Below are 19,121 nucleotides of genomic sequence, written 5' to 3'. Positions count from 1 at the left end.
TTAGGAAACCTGATGCTGGAATCACTCTTAATCCCTACCGCAGTTGTTGCGCTCGCCGAGATCGGTGACAAGACGCAATTGCTCGCGCTCATCCTCGCCGCACGCTTTCGCAAACCCTGGCCCATCATCGCCGGCATCGTCGCCGCGACCCTGGCCAACCATGCGGCCGCCGGCGCAGTAGGGGCATGGTTCAGCAGTTTCCTTTCTGACGCCGTCCTGCACTGGATTCTGGCAGCAAGCTTTACCGCCACCGCGCTCTGGACACTGGTTCCGGACAAGATGGACGATGACGAAGCCAGCACGGCACGTAAATTCGGCCCGTTCATGACCACCCTCATCACCTTCTTCATCGCTGAAATCGGCGACAAGACGCAGATCGCCACCGTCATGCTGGCAGCGCAGTATTCGCATCTCTGGCTGGTGATTATCGGTACTACGGTCGGCATGCTGATCGCCAACGTACCGGTGGTGCTGGCGGGGAATTTTGCAGCAGACAAACTCCCGCTCACGATGATTCGCCGACTGGCCGCCTGTGCCTTCTTCGTGCTGGCGCTGGTCGCGGTTTACAAAGCCATGCAGGTCAGTGGCTGGATTTGACGTTTGACTGGATCAGACGCGTTGCAAGTCTCAGGCAACGCGCCGTTCAGGGAGATCGATCAGGACTTGGGAGCGCTCTGATACAGCGGCATCACCTTGGGAATCGCAGCCTGCAGAGAGGCAATGCGGTGTTCCGAAGCCGGGTGAGTGCTCATGAACTCAGGCTGGGAACCGCCCGAATTCTGGGTCATTTTCTGCCAGAGAGTGATGGCCGCGTTGGGGTTGTAACCGGCGCGCGCCGCCAGCTCAAGGCCCAGCAGATCCGCTTCGTTTTCGTTGCTGCGGCTGTTGGGCAGGGTCATGCTGTAATTAACCGCGGTGTCGGCGAGCGCCATGGTGTCCTGACCCAGACCGAGCAAGGCGCCAGCGCCCTGTTTGGCCATCGCCACGCCGTAGGCCTTGGACATCGCTTCACGGCCATGCTCGCGCAAGGCATGGGCGATTTCATGGCCCATGACCGCCGCAATTTCGTCGTCCGTCAGTTTCAGGGTATCGATCAGGCCCGTGAAGAAAATGATCTTGCCGCCAGGACCGCAGTTGGCGTTCAGGTCATCGCTCTTGATCAGGTTCACTTCCCACTGCCATTGCGCCGAGTCGGGACGCAGCTTCGGCGCCTGCGCGATCAGTCGTTTGGCAATCGCATTGACGCGCTTGGCGTCTGAACTGGTGGTGTCCAGCACGCCCTTGCTGCTCGCCTCGCCTACCGTCTGCTGGTAGGACTGGGCGTACATTTTGTTCACTTCATCCGTGGACAGCATGCTGAACATGTACTGCTTGCGCTCGACACCTACCGAATCACCGGTCGTGGTATTGACGGCCTGACACCCGCCGAGCAGTAACGCAGCGCTCAAGGCACAGAGGGCAAATGACTGACGCATGGTGGATCTCCTTGTTCGTGAGGCGGTCATCCTAGGACGTGAATACGCCCAGCGCCAGATACCAGCCAATTGCCATATTGGTACATGCCAGTGGTAAATGGTTCCTTGGGTATGTCAGGTGTGTATCAGGCGCGTGTCAGCTTATACACATTTATCAACTCAGCGGCGTCAGACACTCAGGCGCATTGAGTTTCGGGTCGTTCACGAAATTGGCCAGTGGCCGTTCGCGTAGCGCTACCTGCGGCGCGGCCAGCAAGGCTTGCAGTTCAGGGAGCGACGTGTCGGGTGACAGCCAGGCTTTCTGACCTTCAGCATCCAGAATCAAGGGACGGCGCTGAGTGGCGGCGGCCTGGGTCACCACTGCGACACTCAGGTAGGTATGGCCCTGCACCGGGTACGCTTCCCAGATCGCTGCAAAAAACAATGCCGAGCCCTCGCCCGGCGTGAGCCAGAACGGGCGTTTGCGCGAGGTGCCGCGCCATTCATAGAAGCCATTGGCGGGAAGCAGACAACGCCGCTGCTTGAAGGCTTCGCGAAACATGGGCTGCTCGGCCACGGTTTCAGCGCGTGCATGAGCCGGGGTTTTCGACAGATCGGTCAGCCAGGCGGGTGTCAGGCCCCAGCGGGCACGCACCAGTTCCACATCACGACCGCCCTCGGCAGCACGCATGATCAATACCCAGTCGGCCGGAGAAATATTCCATTGCGCCTGCTGGTCAGCCGGAAAACCGGGCAAGGCCGCAAAAGCGGGTGTCCAGCGAAACAGGGCATAACGTCCACACATGAGGGGTAATCGGACTCTTTAAAGGAAGGCGCTCAGCACACCAGTACATCGGGAAAACTGTCCGGCTCGTCGCCACCGGACAAAGGCGAGGCTGCATTGTACGCAGTGATCAGTTCCCGTGCGCGCTCGACCTTGTCGTCATCGACGGTGATCCACAGCAGGCCGAACACGGGCAGCTCGCCCATCCCGCCCAGAAGATCGCGGCCCGTGAGGCCCGCTTCGATCCCTTCGCTGGCCAGCATGCCCTGGAGCAACTCACCTTCCATGAGGTTTTCCGGCTCGTAGATTCTCTGCATCACTCGTTCTCGGTGCGTACATCCAGCGTCCATTGCTCGCCGTCGGTCTGGAGGTCGAATACGATCGGGCGGCAGCAGACCTGACAGTCTTCAATATACTGTTGATCACCACCGGACAGATCCAGTAGCGCCTCGACGGGCTCGCCGCAGTAAGGGCAGTCGTAACTCTGTAATTCCTGCATCGCGGTCTCCGAGATCAGTTGTGCGTATAATTGCGCCATTCTTTGAAGGTTGTCGTGAAAAACCTGCCTTCTTTTTACCCTATCCGATTCCAACAAGAGAGCATGATGGGCGAATTCGATGCCATCCGACCTTACAACGATTCAGAAGTCCCAGCCGTTCTGGCACGTCTGCTGAGTGATAAAGCCTTTCTCGCGATTCTGACCAAATTCCGTTTTCCTCGTCTGGCGCCTGCGTTCGGCTGGTTTCTGCAACCGACCCTGGCCCGCAAGCTGCGCCGAGAGTTCGCCGGTATCGATTCGGTTGCCACGCTTCAGGACAAGGTCGAGTACTACGTCGACCACACCATTGAGCGCGCCACCGACGGCGTTACCTACACTGGCGTCGAGCAACTCAAGTCCGGCAGCGCCTATCTGTTTCTCGCCAACCACCGCGATATCGTGATGGACCCTGCGTTCGTCAACTACGCCGTGTATCACGCCGGCCTGCCGACGCCGCGCATTGCCATTGGCGACAACCTTCTGCAGAAGCCCTTTGTCAGCGACCTGATGCGCCTGAACAAGAGCTTTATCGTGCACCGCTCGATCATCGGGCGTCGCGAGAAGATGGCGGCCTATCAGTTGCTATCGGCGTACATCAACCATTCGATCACCAAGGATTGCCAGTCGATCTGGATTGCTCAGGCTGAAGGACGCGCCAAGGACGGAGATGACCGTACCGAGTCGGCGATCCTCAAGATGTTCCACATGAGCCGCAAGGATGAGCCTTTCGGCGACGTGATTCGTTCCCTTAACCTGATCCCGGTGTCGATCAGCTACGAATACGATCCTTGCGATCAGGCCAAGGCGCGCGAGCTGTATATCCGTGCCACCACGGGCGTCTACACCAAGACGCCGGGCGAGGACGACGTGAGCATCGCGCTGGGCATCACCGGCTATAAAGGTCGCGTGCACGTGAACTTCGCGCCGCCGATCACCGAGCATTTCGAAGACACCAAGCAACTGGCCGTCGAAATGGACCGGCAGATCCTTGGCGGCTACCGTCTGTTCCCGGTGCACTATCTGGCCTACGCGCAGTGGACGGACGCTGACCCGAGCCTGAGCGTGCCGCTGGCTGCAGACCTGTTCCCGGCCGATGAACTCAATCGTGCAAAAGATGAGTGGGAAAGCAGACTCGCTGGCGTGCCCGCCGAACACCGGCCGTATCTGGTGCAGCAGTACGCGACGCCGGTGCGTAATCAGTATCGGGTCAAGGCAGGGTTGGCGCTTTAGATTGCCAGCGATTGCGCCAGTTTGATCACGCCCACATGGAGTGGGCGTGCATCCTGTACCGCTCTGCGGCACAAATAGCGAAGATGGCGAACCCGGCGAGCCAAGCGCACAGCTTGAATCATCCTGTAAGAAGTTTCCTTCGCGCTGTCACCTAACCGTAACGCGCCCTCGGCATTGTGTGGCTCCTCAAGAAACGGACTTCCTTCCTTTTGGAGCTTGTCATGCTGCATGCAAAAAACCAGGACCGCCTTTATCTGATCGCGCAGAGCGATGAACAGCAGGAGCTGATCGATGCCCTGTCGTTCAACGTTCAAGACCGCCACTGGCTGGTCTACTGCGCTCTGGGCGGGCATATCCACCATGATCTGCCGGACGTGGATCAGGTAACCGGCTTCAGTTTTCTGGACTTCTATCAGCAGGCAGCCTGATCCCGCCAGCGATCTGCAGATGTAAAAAAGCCCGGCCCTCTCATCGAGGGCCGGGCTTTTTCTTCGCAATGACTTACTGCGACAGGGTCGAACCGATGGTCGGGTCCTGGAAGACACGCGTCAGCGCGTCACTCAGGACATCACTCACCAGCTTGGTGTTGGTCTCCTGGTTCGGCGCCATGCCGAAACGCTGATCCAGCGATGCGGCATAACGGCCGCTGTAATTGCGACCGTTGTTGCGAACATCGGCGCGGAAGGTCGAGCTGATGGTGGCTTCGGTCACGTACAGGCCTTCTTTCGGCGACTGATACTTGAGGTCAGCAAGGGTCACCGTCAACTGAGGTGCGTTGCCGCCACCCTGAGTCGGGGTGAAGCCCAGCAGACGCACGGCGGCTTCCGCCTGAGCCTGCAGCTTTGGCACGATGTCGTTGCCGCTGACGCTGATCGAACTCGTCTCCGGGTACATGCCGCCACGCGTGCCCAGCGTCGGACCAGGACGACCGTCTACCACGCGCACGATGACCGGCTGACCGCGTCCGACAGGCGCGAGTTGTGCATTCAGCTTGGGTTGCGGGCTGAGTTGTTGCGGGCTGTGGGCACAGCCCACCAGGGTCAAACTGCTTACAGCAAGCAAACCGAACAAAAGGCGACGCAGCATGCTCATCTCTCCAAGGACCAGACACTAAATGTGCCGCAGTATAGCGGCGTGCAACACCGGCAAACCAGTGTCCACCAGCCGACAAGGCTGGGACATTCATAAATCGGCGATGGTTCAGGTGCGAGAGATGTAATCAGGGCGTCATAACAAGGCGGCAGACTTGCCTTCACTGCCTCGACGCTCACTCACGAAAGGAGCTGCGCCATGAATCTCTTCTGGTCCCTCTTCACCGCACGCCCCCAGCATCGTCATTACGCGCGCGTGGACCACGCTGGCATCTGCCGCGCTTTCAAGCACTGCGTCGAACGTCCGTCAGGACATGACTGGGTCGAAGTGACCGAGCAGCGACTCAACTGGTTGAACCTGCCACTGCCCGCCAGCGCCCGTGTTGCGCAGCGTGACGTGAGAGCGACACGACGCCAATTAATCACTGCCTGACCCGATCACGAATAAAAGTCACTTAAACCGATCAATTTCAGTCGTTTCATCGCTATAATCTCCCCCCGATTATAAGGACGTCTCCTGATCGGGCCTCGCAGCATTGCTAATCGTCGCATTAGCGCCTCCGTTCTGCCCACAGAGAGCCGCCCACACAGGTCATTGCACGCCGGTGTGCTCGATGAATGTTGCAGAATCGCTCGAATCCTATCGAACCTTTCTGGTCTGTCAGCGCCTCACCTTGTATGCATCGATCTGCCAGCGCTGCTATCGCAGCCATTTTGAGGTTTGGTTCGCGTTTCCAAAAGAACGTGAAAAACGGTTTCACTACTTCACAAGAGTGTGGCGAGCAAATGAATAGGTACGCGTTTGTAAATGCACCATCAGCGTCTGAACCGGCCCTTTTGAACAGGACTGACCGCGACTGCGCCTCCATTACCGGGGCCTGACGACGCTCGTCAGGTTCAGGTCGCCTGCGTGACTTGTACCGTGACGATGGTCGAATGGCCGAGCAGGGTCGAACATGCGTTCATGCCTCATTGATGAACCTTGATCGAGCCTGACCGGGACCTGCGCGAGAGATGCGAAAAATTGCGAAGAATCGGACAGGCGATCCTGGCCGGGAAGCGATGGGCACAACCCAGACCCTTGCCCCGACATCCCGGCACACAGCCTCAGGATCGTATGCCGTCAATTTGGTGCTGCAGATTTTGGAGACGCGTTAATGGCGCATAACGAAGCAGTCGATGTAGTACTGGTCGGAGCTGGCATCATGAGTGCCACGCTGGCCGTACTGCTCAAAGAGCTCGACCCCGGCCTCAAGCTGGAAGTCGTTGAGCTCATGGACTCCGGTGCTGCTGAGAGTTCCAACCCCTGGAACAATGCTGGCACCGGCCACGCTGGCCTGTGCGAACTCAACTACACCCCGCCCGCTGCCGATGGTTCCATCGACATCAAGAAAGCGGTGCACATCAATACCCAGTTCGAAGTCTCGAAGCAGTTCTGGGCCTATCTGGCCCGCAAAGGCACCTTCGGTTCGGCGAAGTCGTTCATCAACCCGGTTCCGCACCTCAGCTTCGTTCAGGGCGAAAACGGCATTTCGTTTCTCAAGACCCGCTTCGAGGCGATGCGCAAGCATCACGCGTTCTCGTCGATGGAGTACACCGAAGACAAGGCCAAACTTGCCGAGTGGATGCCGCTGATGATGCCGGGCCGTCCGGCGGACGAAAAAATCGCCGCGACGCGCATGATGAATGGCACCGACGTCAACTTTGGTGCGCTGACCAATCAGTTGCTCAAACATCTTTCCAGCGCGCCTGACGCCCAGGTCAAGTACTGCAAACGCGTTACCGACCTCACCCGCAAGGGCGATGGCTGGACCGTGACCATCAAGGACGTGAACAGCGGCGGTACCCGCCAGATCGACGCCAAATTCGTGTTTCTCGGTGCGGGCGGCGCGGCACTGCCGTTGCTGCAGATGTCCGGCATCGAAGAGAGCAAGGGTTTCGGCGGCTTCCCGGTCAGCGGCCAGTGGCTGCGTTGCGACAACCCGGAAGTGGTCAAACACCATCAGGCCAAGGTTTACAGCCAGGCAGCGGTGGGTTCGCCGCCGATGTCGGTGCCACACCTGGATACCCGCGTAGTCGATGGCAAGAAATCCCTGCTGTTCGGACCTTACGCCGGTTTCACCACCAAGTTCCTGAAGCACGGTTCGTTCCTCGACCTGCCACTGTCGGTGCGCGTGGCCAACATCAAGCCGATGCTGGCGGTGGCCCGTGACAACATGGACCTGACCAAGTACCTGGTCAGCGAAGTGATGCAGTCCATGGAGCAGCGTCTGGAATCTCTGCGTCGCTTCTATCCGGAGGCGAAAGCTGAAGACTGGCGCCTGGAAGTGGCTGGTCAGCGTGTACAGATCATCAAAAAAGACGCCAAGAAAGGCGGCGTGCTGCAGTTCGGCACCGAACTGGTCTCGGCGAAAGACGGTTCACTCGCGGCATTGCTTGGCGCTTCGCCGGGTGCCTCGGTGACCGTATCGATCATGCTGGAACTGATCGAACGCTGCTTCCCGGAAAAAACCCGCACCGAGTGGGCTGCCAAGCTCAACGAGATTTTCCCGGCGAGGGAAAAGGCGCTGGAAACCGACGCAGAGCTGTACGAGCGCGTCAGCAGCCAGAATGACGAGCACCTGGAACTGACTGAAAAGACCAATCAGGAACAGAGCTTCGCCTGACGCTGAGTGCGGGTCGTTGAATTGAAAAACCCCGTGGACTCGAACGAGCCACGGGGTTTTTCTTTGCGCGTTAAAAGCGAAGGATCAAAGGCTGCGCGACAGTACCGCGATGTGCTCAGGACCGATGCCGCAGCAGCCGCCGATGTGCGTGGCGCCGCGCTTGACCCAGTCTGCCGCCCACTGCTGATAACCCTGCGGATCGAGATCTTCGCGCAGTTCATCAAGACCATCGTTGGCCTTGGCGTCCTTGGGTTGCGGCGGGAAAGCGTTGGCGTAAGCGCCGATGGCGATATCGACGTTCAACGACTCGAACACTTCACGCGCGGCATCAATGGCACCGCCGATCACTTCCGGCTGACTGCAATTGAACAGCAGTGTCGCAACGCCCATTTCGGCCGCTGCGCGGGCAGCCTCTGCCACTGGCTCGCCTGAGCGCAGGCGTGGAACTTCATCCGTGTCTTCGTCCTGCAGCGTGAACGACAGCCAGAACGGTTTGCCGTCCGCCGGCAGACCTGCGCGAATGGTCTGCGCTTCGAGGATGCAGCTCTGGGTTTCGGCCAGCCACAGATCTACATAGGGCGTCAGACCGGCCACCAGCGGCTGCAGGATTTCGGCAGCCCGCTCCGGCTTGTACAAGTCCGGACGATAGGAGCCGAACAACGGCGGAATCGAACCTGCCACGCGCGCACGACCACCGGACGCATCGGCCGATGCCCGCGCCAGTGTCCCGGCCAGGGCGGCCAATGCCTGACCTTCCTTCGCAAAACGCTCTTCGCCAATGTGAAACGGCACCACCGCGTAGCTGTTACTTGTAATCACTTGAGCACCACTTTCGATATAAGCGGCGTGTACATCGCTGACGGCTTCGGGTGCTTCGCTCAAGGCCAGCGCAGACCATTCGGGCTGGCGAAATGGCGCGCCGCGACGCTGTAGTTCGCGGCCCATGCCGCCATCAAGAATTACAGTTGAGCCTTGGGTCATATGTGATCTACTTATATGTATATGAAAAAAACTCATTATGAGTCAGTCTTGTATAACGTATTTAATACGGCACTTTCATCAAACTACAAACATTTTCTCAGGGGACATCTGTGAAACTTAGCGCTTTGCTGGGCATTGGCCTGGTTACTCTGGCCGCCTCCACTCAAGCCCTGGCCGGCGCCACACTGGACCGCGTGCAGAAGAACAAAGAGCTGGTCAACGTCCTCATGGAAAGTTACCCACCCTTCTCTTTTCTGAATGACAAGAACGAGCTGGACGGCTTTGACGTCGACGTTGCCAAGGCTGTGGCGCAGAAGCTGGGCGTCAAGTTGCGCCTGGAAACACCCTCCTGGGACGTGATCGCTGCCGGTCGCTGGAGCGGTCGTTATGACATCTGCGTCTGCTCGATGACCCCGAGCAAGGCCCGTACTGAAGTGTTCAACTTCCCGGTCGAGTACTACGCATCACCTGCCGTGATCGTGGTCAATGCCAAGGATGACCGCATTCATTCGGCCAAGGACCTGAGCGACAAAAAGGTCGGTCTGACCAGCGCGTCCAGTTATGAAAGTTACCTGAACAAAAACCTGGTGATCGAAGGAGCGGAAGACAAGCCGCTGCAATACCCGTTCGAGAACGTGCAGATCGCGCCGTACGACAACGACAATGTTGCATTCCAGGATCTGGGCCTGGGCGCAGGTGTTCGCCTGGACGCCGTGCTGACCAATCTGGTGACCGCCAAACCGCGACTGGATCAGGACAAGCGCTTCAAGCTGGCCGGCGAGTCGCTGTATGAAGAACCCAACTTCGTCGCCATCGAGAAGAACGATCCCGAGTGGGACGCCAAGGTGCGTGAAGTGTTCGCCGAGCTGAAAAAGGACGGCACCCTGAGCAAGCTGTCGCAGAAGTGGATCGGCGCCGATATCAGTAAATGACTTCCTTCCCACGCCCACCCGAGCAGGCTGATCAAGGCCTGCTCAAGCGCATCTTCGGTTTCCGCACGCGGCTGTACCTGACCTGGCTGGTCATGTTCATGCTGTTTGCGGGCTTCTTCCTGAGTTTCGACCTGAAGCTGTCGATCATTCTCGACAAGCTGCCCAATCTGATCGGCCTGCACCTGGCGCCCAACGGTTTTCTGCAAGGCGCAGCGCTGACACTGTTCGTGTCTGTGTGCTCGATCATCGTGTCGGTGGTGCTCGGCTTCGTCACTGCGCTGGCACGCTTGTCCAGCAGCGCTGTGGCGTTCGGCATCGCCAGCTTCTACGCGTCGTTCTTTCGTGGCACACCGCTGCTGATCCAGATCCTGCTTATCTACCTGGGCTTGCCACAGGTGGGTATTGTGCCGGGTGCGATCATGGCGGGCGTGATCGCCCTGTCGCTGAACTACGGGGCCTACCTGAGCGAGATCTTTCGCGCAGGCATCATCGGTGTTGCCGCCGGACAAAGCGAAGCGGCACTGGCGCTGGGGCTGCGCCCCACCCAGATATTCTGGCGCGTCACCCTGCCCCAGGCCATGCGCACCATCATCCCGCCAACGACCAACCAGTTCATCTCGATGCTCAAGGACTCGTCACTGATTTCAGTGATGGGCGTCTGGGAAGTGATGTTTCTGGCGCAATCCTATGGCCGCTCCAGCTATCGTTACATCGAGATGCTGACCACCGCTGCGGTGCTGTACTGGATCATGTCGATCGGGCTGGAGTTGTTACAATCCAGACTGGAACGGCACTACGGCAAGGCTTACAAGGCCCGGAAGTAACTCGGAGTCGCTTTAGATCGCTCCCGGGCTCCGCGTACGCCGCTCAGGACGCTGCGCGTCGGATGTGATGCAGAGCGTCACAGTGCATGCCCACGCAGAGCGATGGGCACGAGCACTGACCTGAACCGCCCTCAGCCACGCGCCTGTTCAATCAGTTCGATGTATTCATCGGCGTTACGCTGGTACTTGATCAGGGCGATGAAGTCGTTGCCCTGCTCATCCTTGCCGTCGAAGTCATGACCGGCTTCCTTGAAAAAGACCAGAAAGCGCTCGAAATCGTTGATCCGCAGACCTCGATAGGCCTTGATCAGTTTGTGCAGCGAAGGCGAGGTGGCGTCGTAGGGTTCGAAATTCAGGAACAGTTTGATCTGCTCGTCACCGATCTCATCGCCAATCAACTGTTTCTTGTCTTTACGCATTGCGGGCTCCACCTGGTCGCAGACACTTTTACGGGCGGGCAGTTTACCCCCGCGTGAGCGTGCGGCTCAACGCGCGCGTGCAGGCGTGGTGTGCAGGTCGGCCCAGATATGGCCGTTGGCGTAGCTGAGAAACTGGCAATACACCTTTTCGTTGCGCAACAGGTCCACCAGCACCCGGTATTGGGCCAGCGGGTAGTAAAGCGTCAACGTGCGCGAAGGCTCATCGTAAGCGGGCTTCTTCAGACTTTTGCTGTCGCCCGCATCAAAGTGCACCAGCACCTGTGAGATGGAGGCGCCCTTGTTCAAGGACTTGCCCTTGAGGCGCAACAGCAGGGATGAGGTGACCGGAATGGGCTGCTGGCTCGAGGTTCTCTGATTCCCGGCGACGATGGTGTACTCGGTGACCCGCATCAATTGCTGCTGTTCGGGCTCACCGGCACGCAGGCTCGACTCATCGGGTGGCAGGTATTGCTCATGCATGGGGCTGGCTGACACCGGTACCGCGACGGTCAGACCCGACAACAGCGCCAGCGCAAAGGCGCCCGGAATCAGTGGCTTCATGCAGAGTGGTCCCTGAGAGGTGCGGATAGACGCTGCCCCGGACGTTCGCCAGAGCAGCGATCAGCCATCGTTACATGCCTTTGACGGCGTAGATACCGGCCGCGTTGCGCCAGTAGCCTTTGTAGTCCATGCCAAAGCCGAAGATGTAACGGTCGATGCACGGCAGGCCGACGTAATCGGCTTTAAGGTCCGGCCGCGCCTTGCGGTCATGGTCCTTGTCGATCAGCACGGCAGTATGAACCGCACGGGCTCCGGCGTGTTTGCAGAAGTCGATGATCGCGCCCAGCGTGTGGCCTTCATCAAGGATGTCGTCGATGATCAGCACGTCGCGGTCGATGAACGAGACTTCCGGCTTGGCTTTCCAGAACAGGTCGCCGCCGGTGGTTTCGTTGCGATAGCGTGTCGCGTGCAGATAGGACGCTTCCAGCGGGAAGTTGAGATGGGTCAACAGCTTGCCCGAAAAGATCAGGCCGCCGTTCATCACGCAAAACACAACCGGGTTGCGTTCAGCCAGTTCGGCATTGATCTGCGCGCCGACACGAGCGATGGCAGCATCGACTTCGGCTTCTGTGTACAGGCAGTCAGCCTCGCGCATGATTTGACGGATATGCTCGAGATCAGCAGACATGAAGCGCTCTCCAGGTGGGGGCAGTGTAAGAAAAGCGGGCAAAGGTACGCATCCATTCGACTCAGAGCAAGCGATTCTGGACTAGCGTTGTGAGTGTCTTCTAAAAGCTGCGAACGTCCAAGGCAAAGAACAATACTGCACACATCGTAAGACAGTGTCTGCTGAATAGATTAATCTAGGCCGTTTTTTTGCCCCCCGCTGGAGCCTTTCCTTATGCCCATTCGTGAGATCCGTCATCCGCTGATCCGCCACAAGCTCGGCCTGATGCGCCGCGCAGACATCAGCACCAAGAATTTCCGTGAGCTGGCTCAGGAAGTGGGTGCTCTGCTTACTTATGAAGCCACTGCCGACCTGACGCTGGAAAACTATGACATCCAGGGCTGGGCCGGAACGGTGTCGGTCGAGAAGATCGCCGGCAAGAAAATCACTGTCGTGCCGATTCTGCGCGCCGGTATCGGCATGCTCGACGGCGTGCTCAGCCTGATTCCGGGCGCCAAGGTCAGCGCCGTGGGCGTGGCCCGCAATGAAGAAACGCTGCAGGCCCACACCTATCTGGAAAAGCTGGTCCCGGAAATCGACGAGCGTCTGGCGATGATCATTGACCCGATGCTGGCCACCGGCAGTTCAATGGTTGCCACCATCGACCTGCTCAAAAAAGCTGGCTGCAAGGAGATCCGCGCCATGGTGCTGGTTGCCGCGCCTGAAGGCATTGCCGCTGTGGAAGCTGCGCACCCCGACGTGATGATCTACACCGCATCCATCGATGAGCGCCTCAACGAGCACGGCTACATCATTCCGGGCCTGGGCGATGCCGGTGACAAGATTTTCGGCACCAAACAGAAGGACGCATAACCCGATGACGCAGCACGAGTTCAACGATCCACTGTGGCGTACGGTTCTTTCCGGTGCGCAAATGCTGTTCGTGGCTTTTGGCGCGCTGGTCTTGATGCCGCTGATCACCGGACTCGATCCCAACGTCGCATTGTTCACCGCAGGCCTGGGCACGCTGTTGTTCCAGATCGTGACCGGCCGCCAGGTGCCCGTCTTTCTGGCATCGAGCTTTGCCTTCATCACCCCGATCATTCTCGCCAAGGGTCAGTTCGGCCTCGCCGCGACCATGGGCGGCGTGATGGCGGCGGGTTTTGTCTACACCTTCCTCGGCCTGGCCGTGAAGATCAAAGGCACCGGTTTCATTGACCGCTTGTTGCCGCCGGTCGTAATTGGTCCGGTGATCATTTCCATTGGCCTGGCCATGGCGCCGATTGCCGCCAACATGGCGATGGGCAAATCCGGAGATGGCGCCGAGCTGATTCATTACCAGACGGCGATGCTGATTTCGATGCCTGCCCTGCTGACCACGCTGATCGTGGCGGTGTTCGGTAAAGGCATCTTCAGGCTGGTTCCGATCATTTCGGGCGTTCTTGTGGGTTTTGCGCTGTCGTTCTACTTCGGCGTGGTCGACACAGTAAAGATTGCCGAGGCGCCCTGGCTGGCGATCCCGCATTTCACTGCGCCGGAATTCAACTGGCAGGCGATCCTGTTCATCGTGCCGGTGGCGCTGGCTCCGGCCATTGAACACATCGGTGGCGTGATCGCGGTAGGCAGTGTGACCGGTCGCGATTACCTGAAAAAGCCAGGTCTGCATCGCACGCTGTTCGGTGACGGTATCGCCACTACCGCAGCCGGCCTGTTCGGCGGTCCGCCCAACACCACCTACGCTGAGGTGACGGGAGCGGTGATGCTGACCAAGAACTACAACCCGAAAATCATGACCTGGGCGTCGATATTCGCGATCACCCTGGCGTTTATTGGCAAGTTCGGTGCGTTGCTGCAAAGCATCCCGGTGCCGGTAATGGGCGGGATTCTGTGCCTGTTGTTCGGCTCCATTGCGGCGGTGGGTATGAATACCCTGATTCGTCACAAGATCGACCTGTCGGAAGCGCGCAATCTGGTAATCGTATCGGTGACGCTGGTGTTTGGTATCGGGGGCGTGCTGATCGGTACAGGCACTGGCCCGGATGATTTCGGCATGAAAGGCATCGCCCTGTGCGCCGTGACCGCCATCGTGCTGAACCTGATCCTGCCGGGTAATGACAGCTGGAAGAACAAGCAACTGGATGATCAGTTGCCTTAGTAACGCCCTGAAAGGCGTTGTCATGCGGACGTGGTCACGATCAGATACAAACTGATCGTGATCACGCTCCGTGTGAGCCTGCAGTCCGGGACGCTCTGCGTCCCATGTGAATCAGCGCCTTACAACATCAACGGTGCACGTTCGCAAAGCCTGTTCAGCTCCTTCGCCCAGTTCGGATCATCGTTCAGGCAAGGTATCAGTACCAGCTCCTCCCCGCCCGCCTCCTTGAACTGCTCGGCCCCCCGGTCGCCAATCTCTTCCAGTGTCTCGATGCAGTCGGCGACAAATGCCGGGCACATGACCAGCAGCTTCTTCACGCCCTGCGCCGCCAGCTCGTCAAGGCGCGCTTCGGTATAGGGTTCGATCCATTTGGCGCGGCCCAGACGCGACTGGAACGATACCGACCATTTGCCATCAGGAATACCCATGCGCTTGGCAAACGCCGCAGCCGATTGCAGGCATTGCGCGCGGTAGCAGGTGGCGAGCACTTCTGCGGGAGCGGTCATGCAGCAGTCTTCCTTGAAGCAATGTTTCCCGGTCGGGTCAAGCTTGTGCAAGTGACGCTCTGGCAGGCCGTGAAAGCTCAGCAGCAAGTGGTCGTGCGGCTGCTCCAGATGTGGGCGCACGTTTTCGACCAAGGCATTGAGGTATTCAGGCTGATCAAAGAACGGCTGCAACAATGAGAACTGCATCTTCAGCGATTTGGCCCGCACAACGCGCTTGGCTTCTTCGATGACCGTGGTAACGGTGCTGTCGGCAAACTGTGGATACAGGGGCGCGAGGGTAACGTTCTTGATGCCCTGCTCTGCCAGGCGCGTCAGCACGGTTTCGATGGACGGCTCTCCATAGCGCATCGCCAGTTCCACCGGCCCGTGATCCCATTCCTTCTTCATGGCCTGCTGCAGACGCTTGCTCAGCACCACCAGCGGCGACCCCTCATCCCACCAGATCGACGCGTAGGCGTGAGCAGACTGTTCCGGGCGCTTGATCAGGATCAGCGACACCAGCAGCCTGCGCACCGGCCACGGCAGGTCGATGACGTAAGGGTCCATGAGGAACTGATTGAGGTAGCTACGCACATCTGCCACCTGGGTAGACGCAGGCGAACCCAGGTTGACCAGCAACAACGCGTGATCGGTCATGCAACTTCCTAATTCAATGGCTTTCAGTGTCGACCCAGCAGATCCTGCAGGGCGGTTTTCAGATCGGTGAAACGAAACGTGAAACCGGCTTGCTGCAAGCGATCAGGTCGCGCCCGTTGCCCGCCCAGCAACAGCACCGACAACTCGCCCAGCAGCACTTTGAGCGCCAGCGACGGCATGGGCATGAAGGCCGGCCGATGCAGGATGCCGGCAAGGGTCTTGGCAAAGTCACGGTTACGCACAGCCGCAGGCGCACAAAGATTATAAGGGCCACGGGCATCGTCGAGATTCAACAGAAAATCAATCGCCGCAATTTGGTCCTGGACGTGAATCCAGGGCATCCATTGCCGGCCGTTGCCAATCGGGCCACCCATGCCGAACTTGAACGGTGGCAACAGTTTCTGCAGAAAGCCGCCACGGTCGGACAACACCAGACCGGTGCGTATCAACACCACACGTACGCCCAAGGCTTCACCACGCAGCGCGGTCTCTTCCCATGCCCCACACAACTGGCTGGCAAAGTCTTCCTTGGCGGGATGAGAGGTTTCGTCCAGCTCACGCTCGCCACTGTCGCCATACCAGCCCACCGCAGACCCGGAAATCATCAACGCGGGCTTTTGTGTCGCCTTGCCCATCCACGCCAGCAACTGCTCGGTCAGGCCGATGCGGCTGTCCCACAGCATCAATCGACGCTTGCGGGTCCAGGGCCGATCGGCAATCGGGGCGCCTGCCAGATTGACGACAGCATCGACGGGCTGATCGCCCAGTTCATCGAGACGGGCAATCCCCTTCACCGAAGATCCGCAGAGCTTGGGAACGTCAGCAGGCCGTCGGCTCCAGACGGTCAACTGATGACCTTGAGCAGTCCAGTGTCGGCAGAGCGCTCGTCCTATCAAACCAGTACCGCCGGTCAGCAATATGTGCATGGCAGGTAACCTCGCGTGGCGTTCGTGGCAATTGAGTAGTCTATTTTTTACGGGTGACGCTTATTCAGACAACCAGACCATTGACTGAACCTTAGGCCACACCTGAACGGACTGGCGCTTTACTGCCCCGCTCGGGTGGTTGGCCCATTGTCGATTGGCAGCAGACTGAACGTCTTCGACCTTCAAGGTTGCAGAGTGACTCACAACAGAATCGAGAACCACTGCAAGTTATACCAGACAAGAAGATTGTACAGGTTTTAACTACGGCGTAGTCTGTACAGACAAGGTAACGAGGCCCCTATGACTGTCCCTATCGCAATCATCGGTACCGGTATCGCCGGACTTTCAGCTGCCCAGGCGCTCACTGCGGCCGGGCATGAAGTACACCTGTTCGACAAAAGCCGCGGCAGCGGCGGTCGGATGTCCAGCAAACGCAGCGACGCAGGCTCGCTGGACATGGGTGCGCAGTATTTCACCGCTCGCGACCGGCGCTTTGCGACGGCCGTCAAACAGTGGCAGGCCCAGGGCCATGTGGCCGAGTGGACCCCTTCGCTCTACAACTTTCAGAACGGCAGGCTCAGCCCGTCGCCCGACGAACAGGTTCGCTGGGTCGGCAAGCCCGGCATGAGCGCCATCACCCGCGCCATGCGGGGTGATCTGCCCGTCTCGTTCTCGTGCCGCATCACCGAGGTGTTTCGCGGTGAACAGCACTGGAACCTGCTGGACGCGGAAGGCGAGAGCCATGGCCCGTTCAGCCACGTCATCATTGCCACGCCAGCCCCTCAGGCCACGCCGTTGCTGGCAGCGGCCCCCAAACTGGCCAGTGTCGTGGCCGGGGTCAAGATGGACCCGACCTGGGCCATCGCGCTGGCATTCAGCACGCCGCTGCAAACGCCCATGCAAGGCTGCTTCGTACAGGACAGCCCGGTCGACTGGCTGGCGCGCAATCGTAGCAAGCCCGAGCGTGACGACACGCTGGACACCTGGATTCTGCATGCCACCAGCAACTGGAGCCGGCAGCATCTGGACATGCCCAAGGAAGAGGTCATCGAGCATCTGCAGGGCGCATTTGCAGAAATGATCGACTGCACGATGCCTGAACCGGTCTTCACTCTTGCCCATCGCTGGCTGTACGCGCGGCCTGCAGGTTCTCACGAATGGGGCGCACTTTCCGATGCCGACCTGGGCATTTATGTGTGCGGCGACTGGTGCCTGTCGGGCCGGGTCGAAGGCGCATGGCTCAGTGGTCAGGAAGCCGCACGCCGACTGCTGGAACACGCGCAATGAACCAGATCAATCCACGCAAACTGCTGCTGTCGAAATGGACAGCAGCCACCCCGGTCAATCGTGAGAAGCATTTTATGGTGACCGAACTGTTCAAGGACGAAGAAGGCACGGTCCTGGAAATCGAACTGCAGGCGGTGCTGACCCAGCGTAGCGAGCGCCTGCCTTGGCAGGTGCTGCAGGCAGCGGACGTGTGGCGGATGGGCTGGAAGTAAGGCGGCCTTTCACTCGGCACACACCCTCCTGAAGCACGGCTGCCGCTTGTCCAACAACACATACCCCATTGAAGAAGCGCTGTGTTCTGCGGGGAGGCGGCTTGCCGACGATGAACGATGACGCGAATTTCTCACACACCGCGTAGCGGTCTCCCACATTCCTGTGTTTGCCGAGCGACGGCACTGCATCGAAGAGATTAAGGCGCATCCTGGCATCCAGCCATCACCGTCTCAAACGCCCCTTTCAAACCCTCTACAAACAATTTGACTTGTACAGCTATGCACCTATGATGAGTGCAAGTTGTACAGAGCATTTTGTCTGTACAAGTCTTCTGTAGAGGTTGGTGATGTCAACGCCCGTAATCGAAAAGCCCAAACTCGGTATCAGTGCCTGCCTGATGGGCGCCGAGGTTCGCTTCAATGGCGGCCACAAGGAATCGCATCTATGCACACGCGCACTGAGCCAATACTTTGATTTCGTCCAGGCCTGCCCTGAAGTCGCGATCGGTATGGGCATCCCGCGCGAGCCTATCCGGCTGGTCGGCGATGCGGAAAATCCACGGGCGCTGGGCACGGTCAATCGCGAACTTGACGTCACCGAGGCGCTGGCTGATTACGGCACGCAGATGGCCGACGAACTGGGCGACATCTGCGGCTACATCTTCATGCAGAAGTCTCCGTCCTGCGGCCTTGAGCGAGTCAAGGTCTACCGCGAGAACGGCGCGCCGGTCGATGGAGGAGGCACTGGCATCTATGCCAAGGCTTTCTGCGAGCGCCATCCCAATCTGCCGGTCGAGGAAGACGGACGTCTCAACGACGCCGTGCTGCGGGAAAACTTCGTGACACGTGTGTTCGCTTATTCGGCATGGCAACAGTTGTTGCGCGAAGGCGTCACGCGACGCGCCCTGACCGAATTCCACTCGCGCTACAAATATCAACTGATGGCCAACGATCCTGTGCAATACAAGGCGCTGGGCAAGATGCTCGGCAGCATGGGCCGCAGCGATCCGAAAGACATCGCCCCGCAGTATTTCAGCGACCTGATGACCGCGCTCAAGAAATGCGCAACACGTCGCACCCACACCAATGTACTTCAGCACCTGGCTGGCTACCTCAAGCAGACCATAGGTGCCGAGGACAAACAGGAAATTCAGCAGTTGATCGGCCAGTACCATCAGGGGATCGTGCCCTTGATCGTGCCGCTGACCCTGCTAAAGCATCATTTCCGCCAACACCCGGATCCGTATGTGGCGCTGCAGGTATACATGCAGCCCCATCCTGAAAACCTCAGTCTGCGAAATGCGATTTGACT

Annotated in this window: 23 protein-coding genes; 12 read left to right on the top strand and 11 right to left on the bottom strand. The window is 58.9% G+C overall.

Features of this window, described 5'->3' with window-relative positions:
- The first annotated feature begins 12 nt into the window (after positions 1 to 12).
- Positions 13 to 597, top strand: a complete 585-nt coding sequence (locus JTJ32_RS23815) for a TMEM165/GDT1 family protein (protein WP_099226937.1) — start codon at positions 13 to 15, stop codon at positions 595 to 597.
- Between the two features lie 59 nt (positions 598 to 656).
- On the opposite strand, the gene JTJ32_RS23810 is transcribed toward JTJ32_RS23815, so the two are convergent.
- From JTJ32_RS23810 to JTJ32_RS23795, 4 genes are all read right to left on the bottom strand, one after another.
- The gene (locus JTJ32_RS23810; protein ID WP_029242107.1) at positions 657 to 1,475 is read right to left on the bottom strand and encodes a M48 family metallopeptidase; all 819 of its coding nucleotides are present in this window, start codon (positions 1,473 to 1,475) and stop codon (positions 657 to 659) included.
- A 154-nt stretch (positions 1,476 to 1,629) separates the two neighbouring features.
- The gene (locus JTJ32_RS23805) at positions 1,630 to 2,259 is read right to left on the bottom strand and encodes an SOS response-associated peptidase (protein WP_099226939.1); all 630 of its coding nucleotides are present in this window, start codon (positions 2,257 to 2,259) and stop codon (positions 1,630 to 1,632) included.
- Positions 2,260 to 2,291: 32 nt separating this feature from the next.
- Positions 2,292 to 2,555, bottom strand: coding sequence for a putative signal transducing protein (locus JTJ32_RS23800; protein ID WP_004885160.1), 264 nt, complete (start codon positions 2,553 to 2,555; stop codon positions 2,292 to 2,294).
- Positions 2,555 to 2,737 carry a CPXCG motif-containing cysteine-rich protein gene (locus tag JTJ32_RS23795; protein ID WP_025996322.1) on the bottom strand — a complete coding sequence of 61 codons (183 nt, stop codon included), beginning with the start codon at positions 2,735 to 2,737 and terminating at the stop codon, positions 2,555 to 2,557. Before JTJ32_RS23795 ends, JTJ32_RS23800 begins: the two co-directional genes overlap by 1 nt.
- 105 nt (positions 2,738 to 2,842) lie before the next feature.
- On the opposite strand from JTJ32_RS23795, the gene JTJ32_RS23790 reads away from it, so the two are divergent.
- Both JTJ32_RS23790 and JTJ32_RS23785 read left to right on the top strand, forming a co-directional pair.
- Complete coding sequence (locus tag JTJ32_RS23790) at positions 2,843 to 4,006, top strand: 1-acyl-sn-glycerol-3-phosphate acyltransferase (protein ID WP_180274262.1); 1,164 nt, start codon at positions 2,843 to 2,845, stop codon at positions 4,004 to 4,006.
- 221 nt (positions 4,007 to 4,227) lie between these two features.
- A complete protein-coding gene (locus tag JTJ32_RS23785; RefSeq protein WP_099226941.1) occupies positions 4,228 to 4,434 on the top strand; it encodes a hypothetical protein in 207 nt (68 codons plus the stop codon).
- Between the two features lie 73 nt (positions 4,435 to 4,507).
- Here JTJ32_RS23785 and JTJ32_RS23780 read toward each other — a convergent pair whose 3' ends face one another.
- A complete protein-coding gene (locus JTJ32_RS23780; protein WP_025993200.1) occupies positions 4,508 to 5,092 on the bottom strand; it encodes a YajG family lipoprotein in 585 nt (194 codons plus the stop codon).
- A gap of 204 nt (positions 5,093 to 5,296) precedes the next feature.
- On the opposite strand from JTJ32_RS23780, the gene JTJ32_RS23775 reads away from it, so the two are divergent.
- On the top strand, positions 5,297 to 5,530 hold the full coding sequence (locus tag JTJ32_RS23775) for a hypothetical protein (RefSeq protein ID WP_099226942.1): 234 nt from the start codon (positions 5,297 to 5,299) through the stop codon (positions 5,528 to 5,530).
- A gap of 724 nt (positions 5,531 to 6,254) precedes the next feature.
- Positions 6,255 to 7,763 (top strand): malate dehydrogenase (quinone), encoded by a 1,509-nt coding sequence (gene mqo, locus JTJ32_RS23770; RefSeq protein ID WP_184318493.1) that lies wholly within the window; start codon positions 6,255 to 6,257, stop codon positions 7,761 to 7,763.
- Positions 7,764 to 7,847: 84 nt separating this feature from the next.
- On the opposite strand, the gene JTJ32_RS23765 is transcribed toward mqo, so the two are convergent.
- Entirely contained in the window at positions 7,848 to 8,744 is an 897-nt protein-coding gene (locus JTJ32_RS23765) for a homocysteine S-methyltransferase family protein (protein WP_184318491.1), read from the bottom strand.
- Positions 8,745 to 8,854: 110 nt separating this feature from the next.
- Here JTJ32_RS23765 and JTJ32_RS23760 point away from each other — a divergent pair, with 110 nt between their 5' ends.
- On the top strand, positions 8,855 to 9,676 hold the full coding sequence (locus JTJ32_RS23760; protein ID WP_210043510.1) for an ABC transporter substrate-binding protein: 822 nt from the start codon (positions 8,855 to 8,857) through the stop codon (positions 9,674 to 9,676).
- The gene (locus JTJ32_RS23755) at positions 9,673 to 10,500 is read left to right on the top strand and encodes an amino acid ABC transporter permease (RefSeq protein WP_099226945.1); all 828 of its coding nucleotides are present in this window, start codon (positions 9,673 to 9,675) and stop codon (positions 10,498 to 10,500) included. The genes JTJ32_RS23760 and JTJ32_RS23755 overlap by 4 nt, the downstream gene beginning before the upstream one ends.
- Before the next feature lie 131 nt (positions 10,501 to 10,631).
- Here JTJ32_RS23755 and JTJ32_RS23750 read toward each other — a convergent pair whose 3' ends face one another.
- The 3 genes from JTJ32_RS23750 to JTJ32_RS23740 form a co-directional block, all read right to left on the bottom strand.
- The gene (locus JTJ32_RS23750; protein WP_210043509.1) at positions 10,632 to 10,919 is read right to left on the bottom strand and encodes a PA4642 family protein; all 288 of its coding nucleotides are present in this window, start codon (positions 10,917 to 10,919) and stop codon (positions 10,632 to 10,634) included.
- Positions 10,920 to 10,985: 66 nt separating this feature from the next.
- A complete protein-coding gene (locus JTJ32_RS23745; protein WP_210043508.1) occupies positions 10,986 to 11,480 on the bottom strand; it encodes a hypothetical protein in 495 nt (164 codons plus the stop codon).
- 70 nt (positions 11,481 to 11,550) lie between these two features.
- Complete coding sequence (locus JTJ32_RS23740; RefSeq protein ID WP_002552171.1) at positions 11,551 to 12,108, bottom strand: hypoxanthine-guanine phosphoribosyltransferase; 558 nt, start codon at positions 12,106 to 12,108, stop codon at positions 11,551 to 11,553.
- A gap of 213 nt (positions 12,109 to 12,321) precedes the next feature.
- Here JTJ32_RS23740 and upp point away from each other — a divergent pair, with 213 nt between their 5' ends.
- Both upp and JTJ32_RS23730 read left to right on the top strand, forming a co-directional pair.
- On the top strand, positions 12,322 to 12,960 hold the full coding sequence (gene upp, locus JTJ32_RS23735) for a uracil phosphoribosyltransferase (protein WP_004879758.1): 639 nt from the start codon (positions 12,322 to 12,324) through the stop codon (positions 12,958 to 12,960).
- A gap of 4 nt (positions 12,961 to 12,964) precedes the next feature.
- The gene (locus JTJ32_RS23730; RefSeq protein ID WP_099226948.1) at positions 12,965 to 14,242 is read left to right on the top strand and encodes a uracil-xanthine permease family protein; all 1,278 of its coding nucleotides are present in this window, start codon (positions 12,965 to 12,967) and stop codon (positions 14,240 to 14,242) included.
- Positions 14,243 to 14,361: 119 nt separating this feature from the next.
- On the opposite strand, the gene hemH is transcribed toward JTJ32_RS23730, so the two are convergent.
- On the bottom strand, positions 14,362 to 15,384 hold the full coding sequence (gene hemH, locus JTJ32_RS23725; RefSeq protein WP_210043507.1) for a ferrochelatase: 1,023 nt from the start codon (positions 15,382 to 15,384) through the stop codon (positions 14,362 to 14,364).
- 23 nt (positions 15,385 to 15,407) lie between these two features.
- Entirely contained in the window at positions 15,408 to 16,310 is a 903-nt protein-coding gene (locus JTJ32_RS23720) for a TIGR01777 family oxidoreductase (RefSeq protein WP_184318482.1), read from the bottom strand.
- Positions 16,311 to 16,610: 300 nt separating this feature from the next.
- Between JTJ32_RS23720 and JTJ32_RS23715 the strand changes: the two genes are divergently transcribed.
- The 3 genes from JTJ32_RS23715 to JTJ32_RS23705 all read left to right on the top strand — a co-directional run bounded on the left by JTJ32_RS23715 (position 16,611) and on the right by JTJ32_RS23705 (position 19,119).
- On the top strand, positions 16,611 to 17,597 hold the full coding sequence (locus JTJ32_RS23715; protein ID WP_184318480.1) for an NAD(P)/FAD-dependent oxidoreductase: 987 nt from the start codon (positions 16,611 to 16,613) through the stop codon (positions 17,595 to 17,597).
- Entirely contained in the window at positions 17,594 to 17,809 is a 216-nt protein-coding gene (locus tag JTJ32_RS23710) for a TIGR02450 family Trp-rich protein (protein WP_004879770.1), read from the top strand. Before JTJ32_RS23715 ends, JTJ32_RS23710 begins: the two co-directional genes overlap by 4 nt.
- 347 nt (positions 17,810 to 18,156) lie before the next feature.
- On the top strand, positions 18,157 to 19,119 hold the full coding sequence (locus JTJ32_RS23705) for a YbgA family protein (RefSeq protein WP_099226953.1): 963 nt from the start codon (positions 18,157 to 18,159) through the stop codon (positions 19,117 to 19,119).
- Positions 19,120 to 19,121: the final 2 nt, after the last annotated feature.

The organism is Pseudomonas alliivorans (assembly GCF_017826695.1).
Lineage (GTDB): Bacteria > Pseudomonadota > Gammaproteobacteria > Pseudomonadales > Pseudomonadaceae > Aquipseudomonas > Aquipseudomonas alliivorans.
This window is presented reverse-complemented; position numbering and strand designations above follow the sequence as displayed.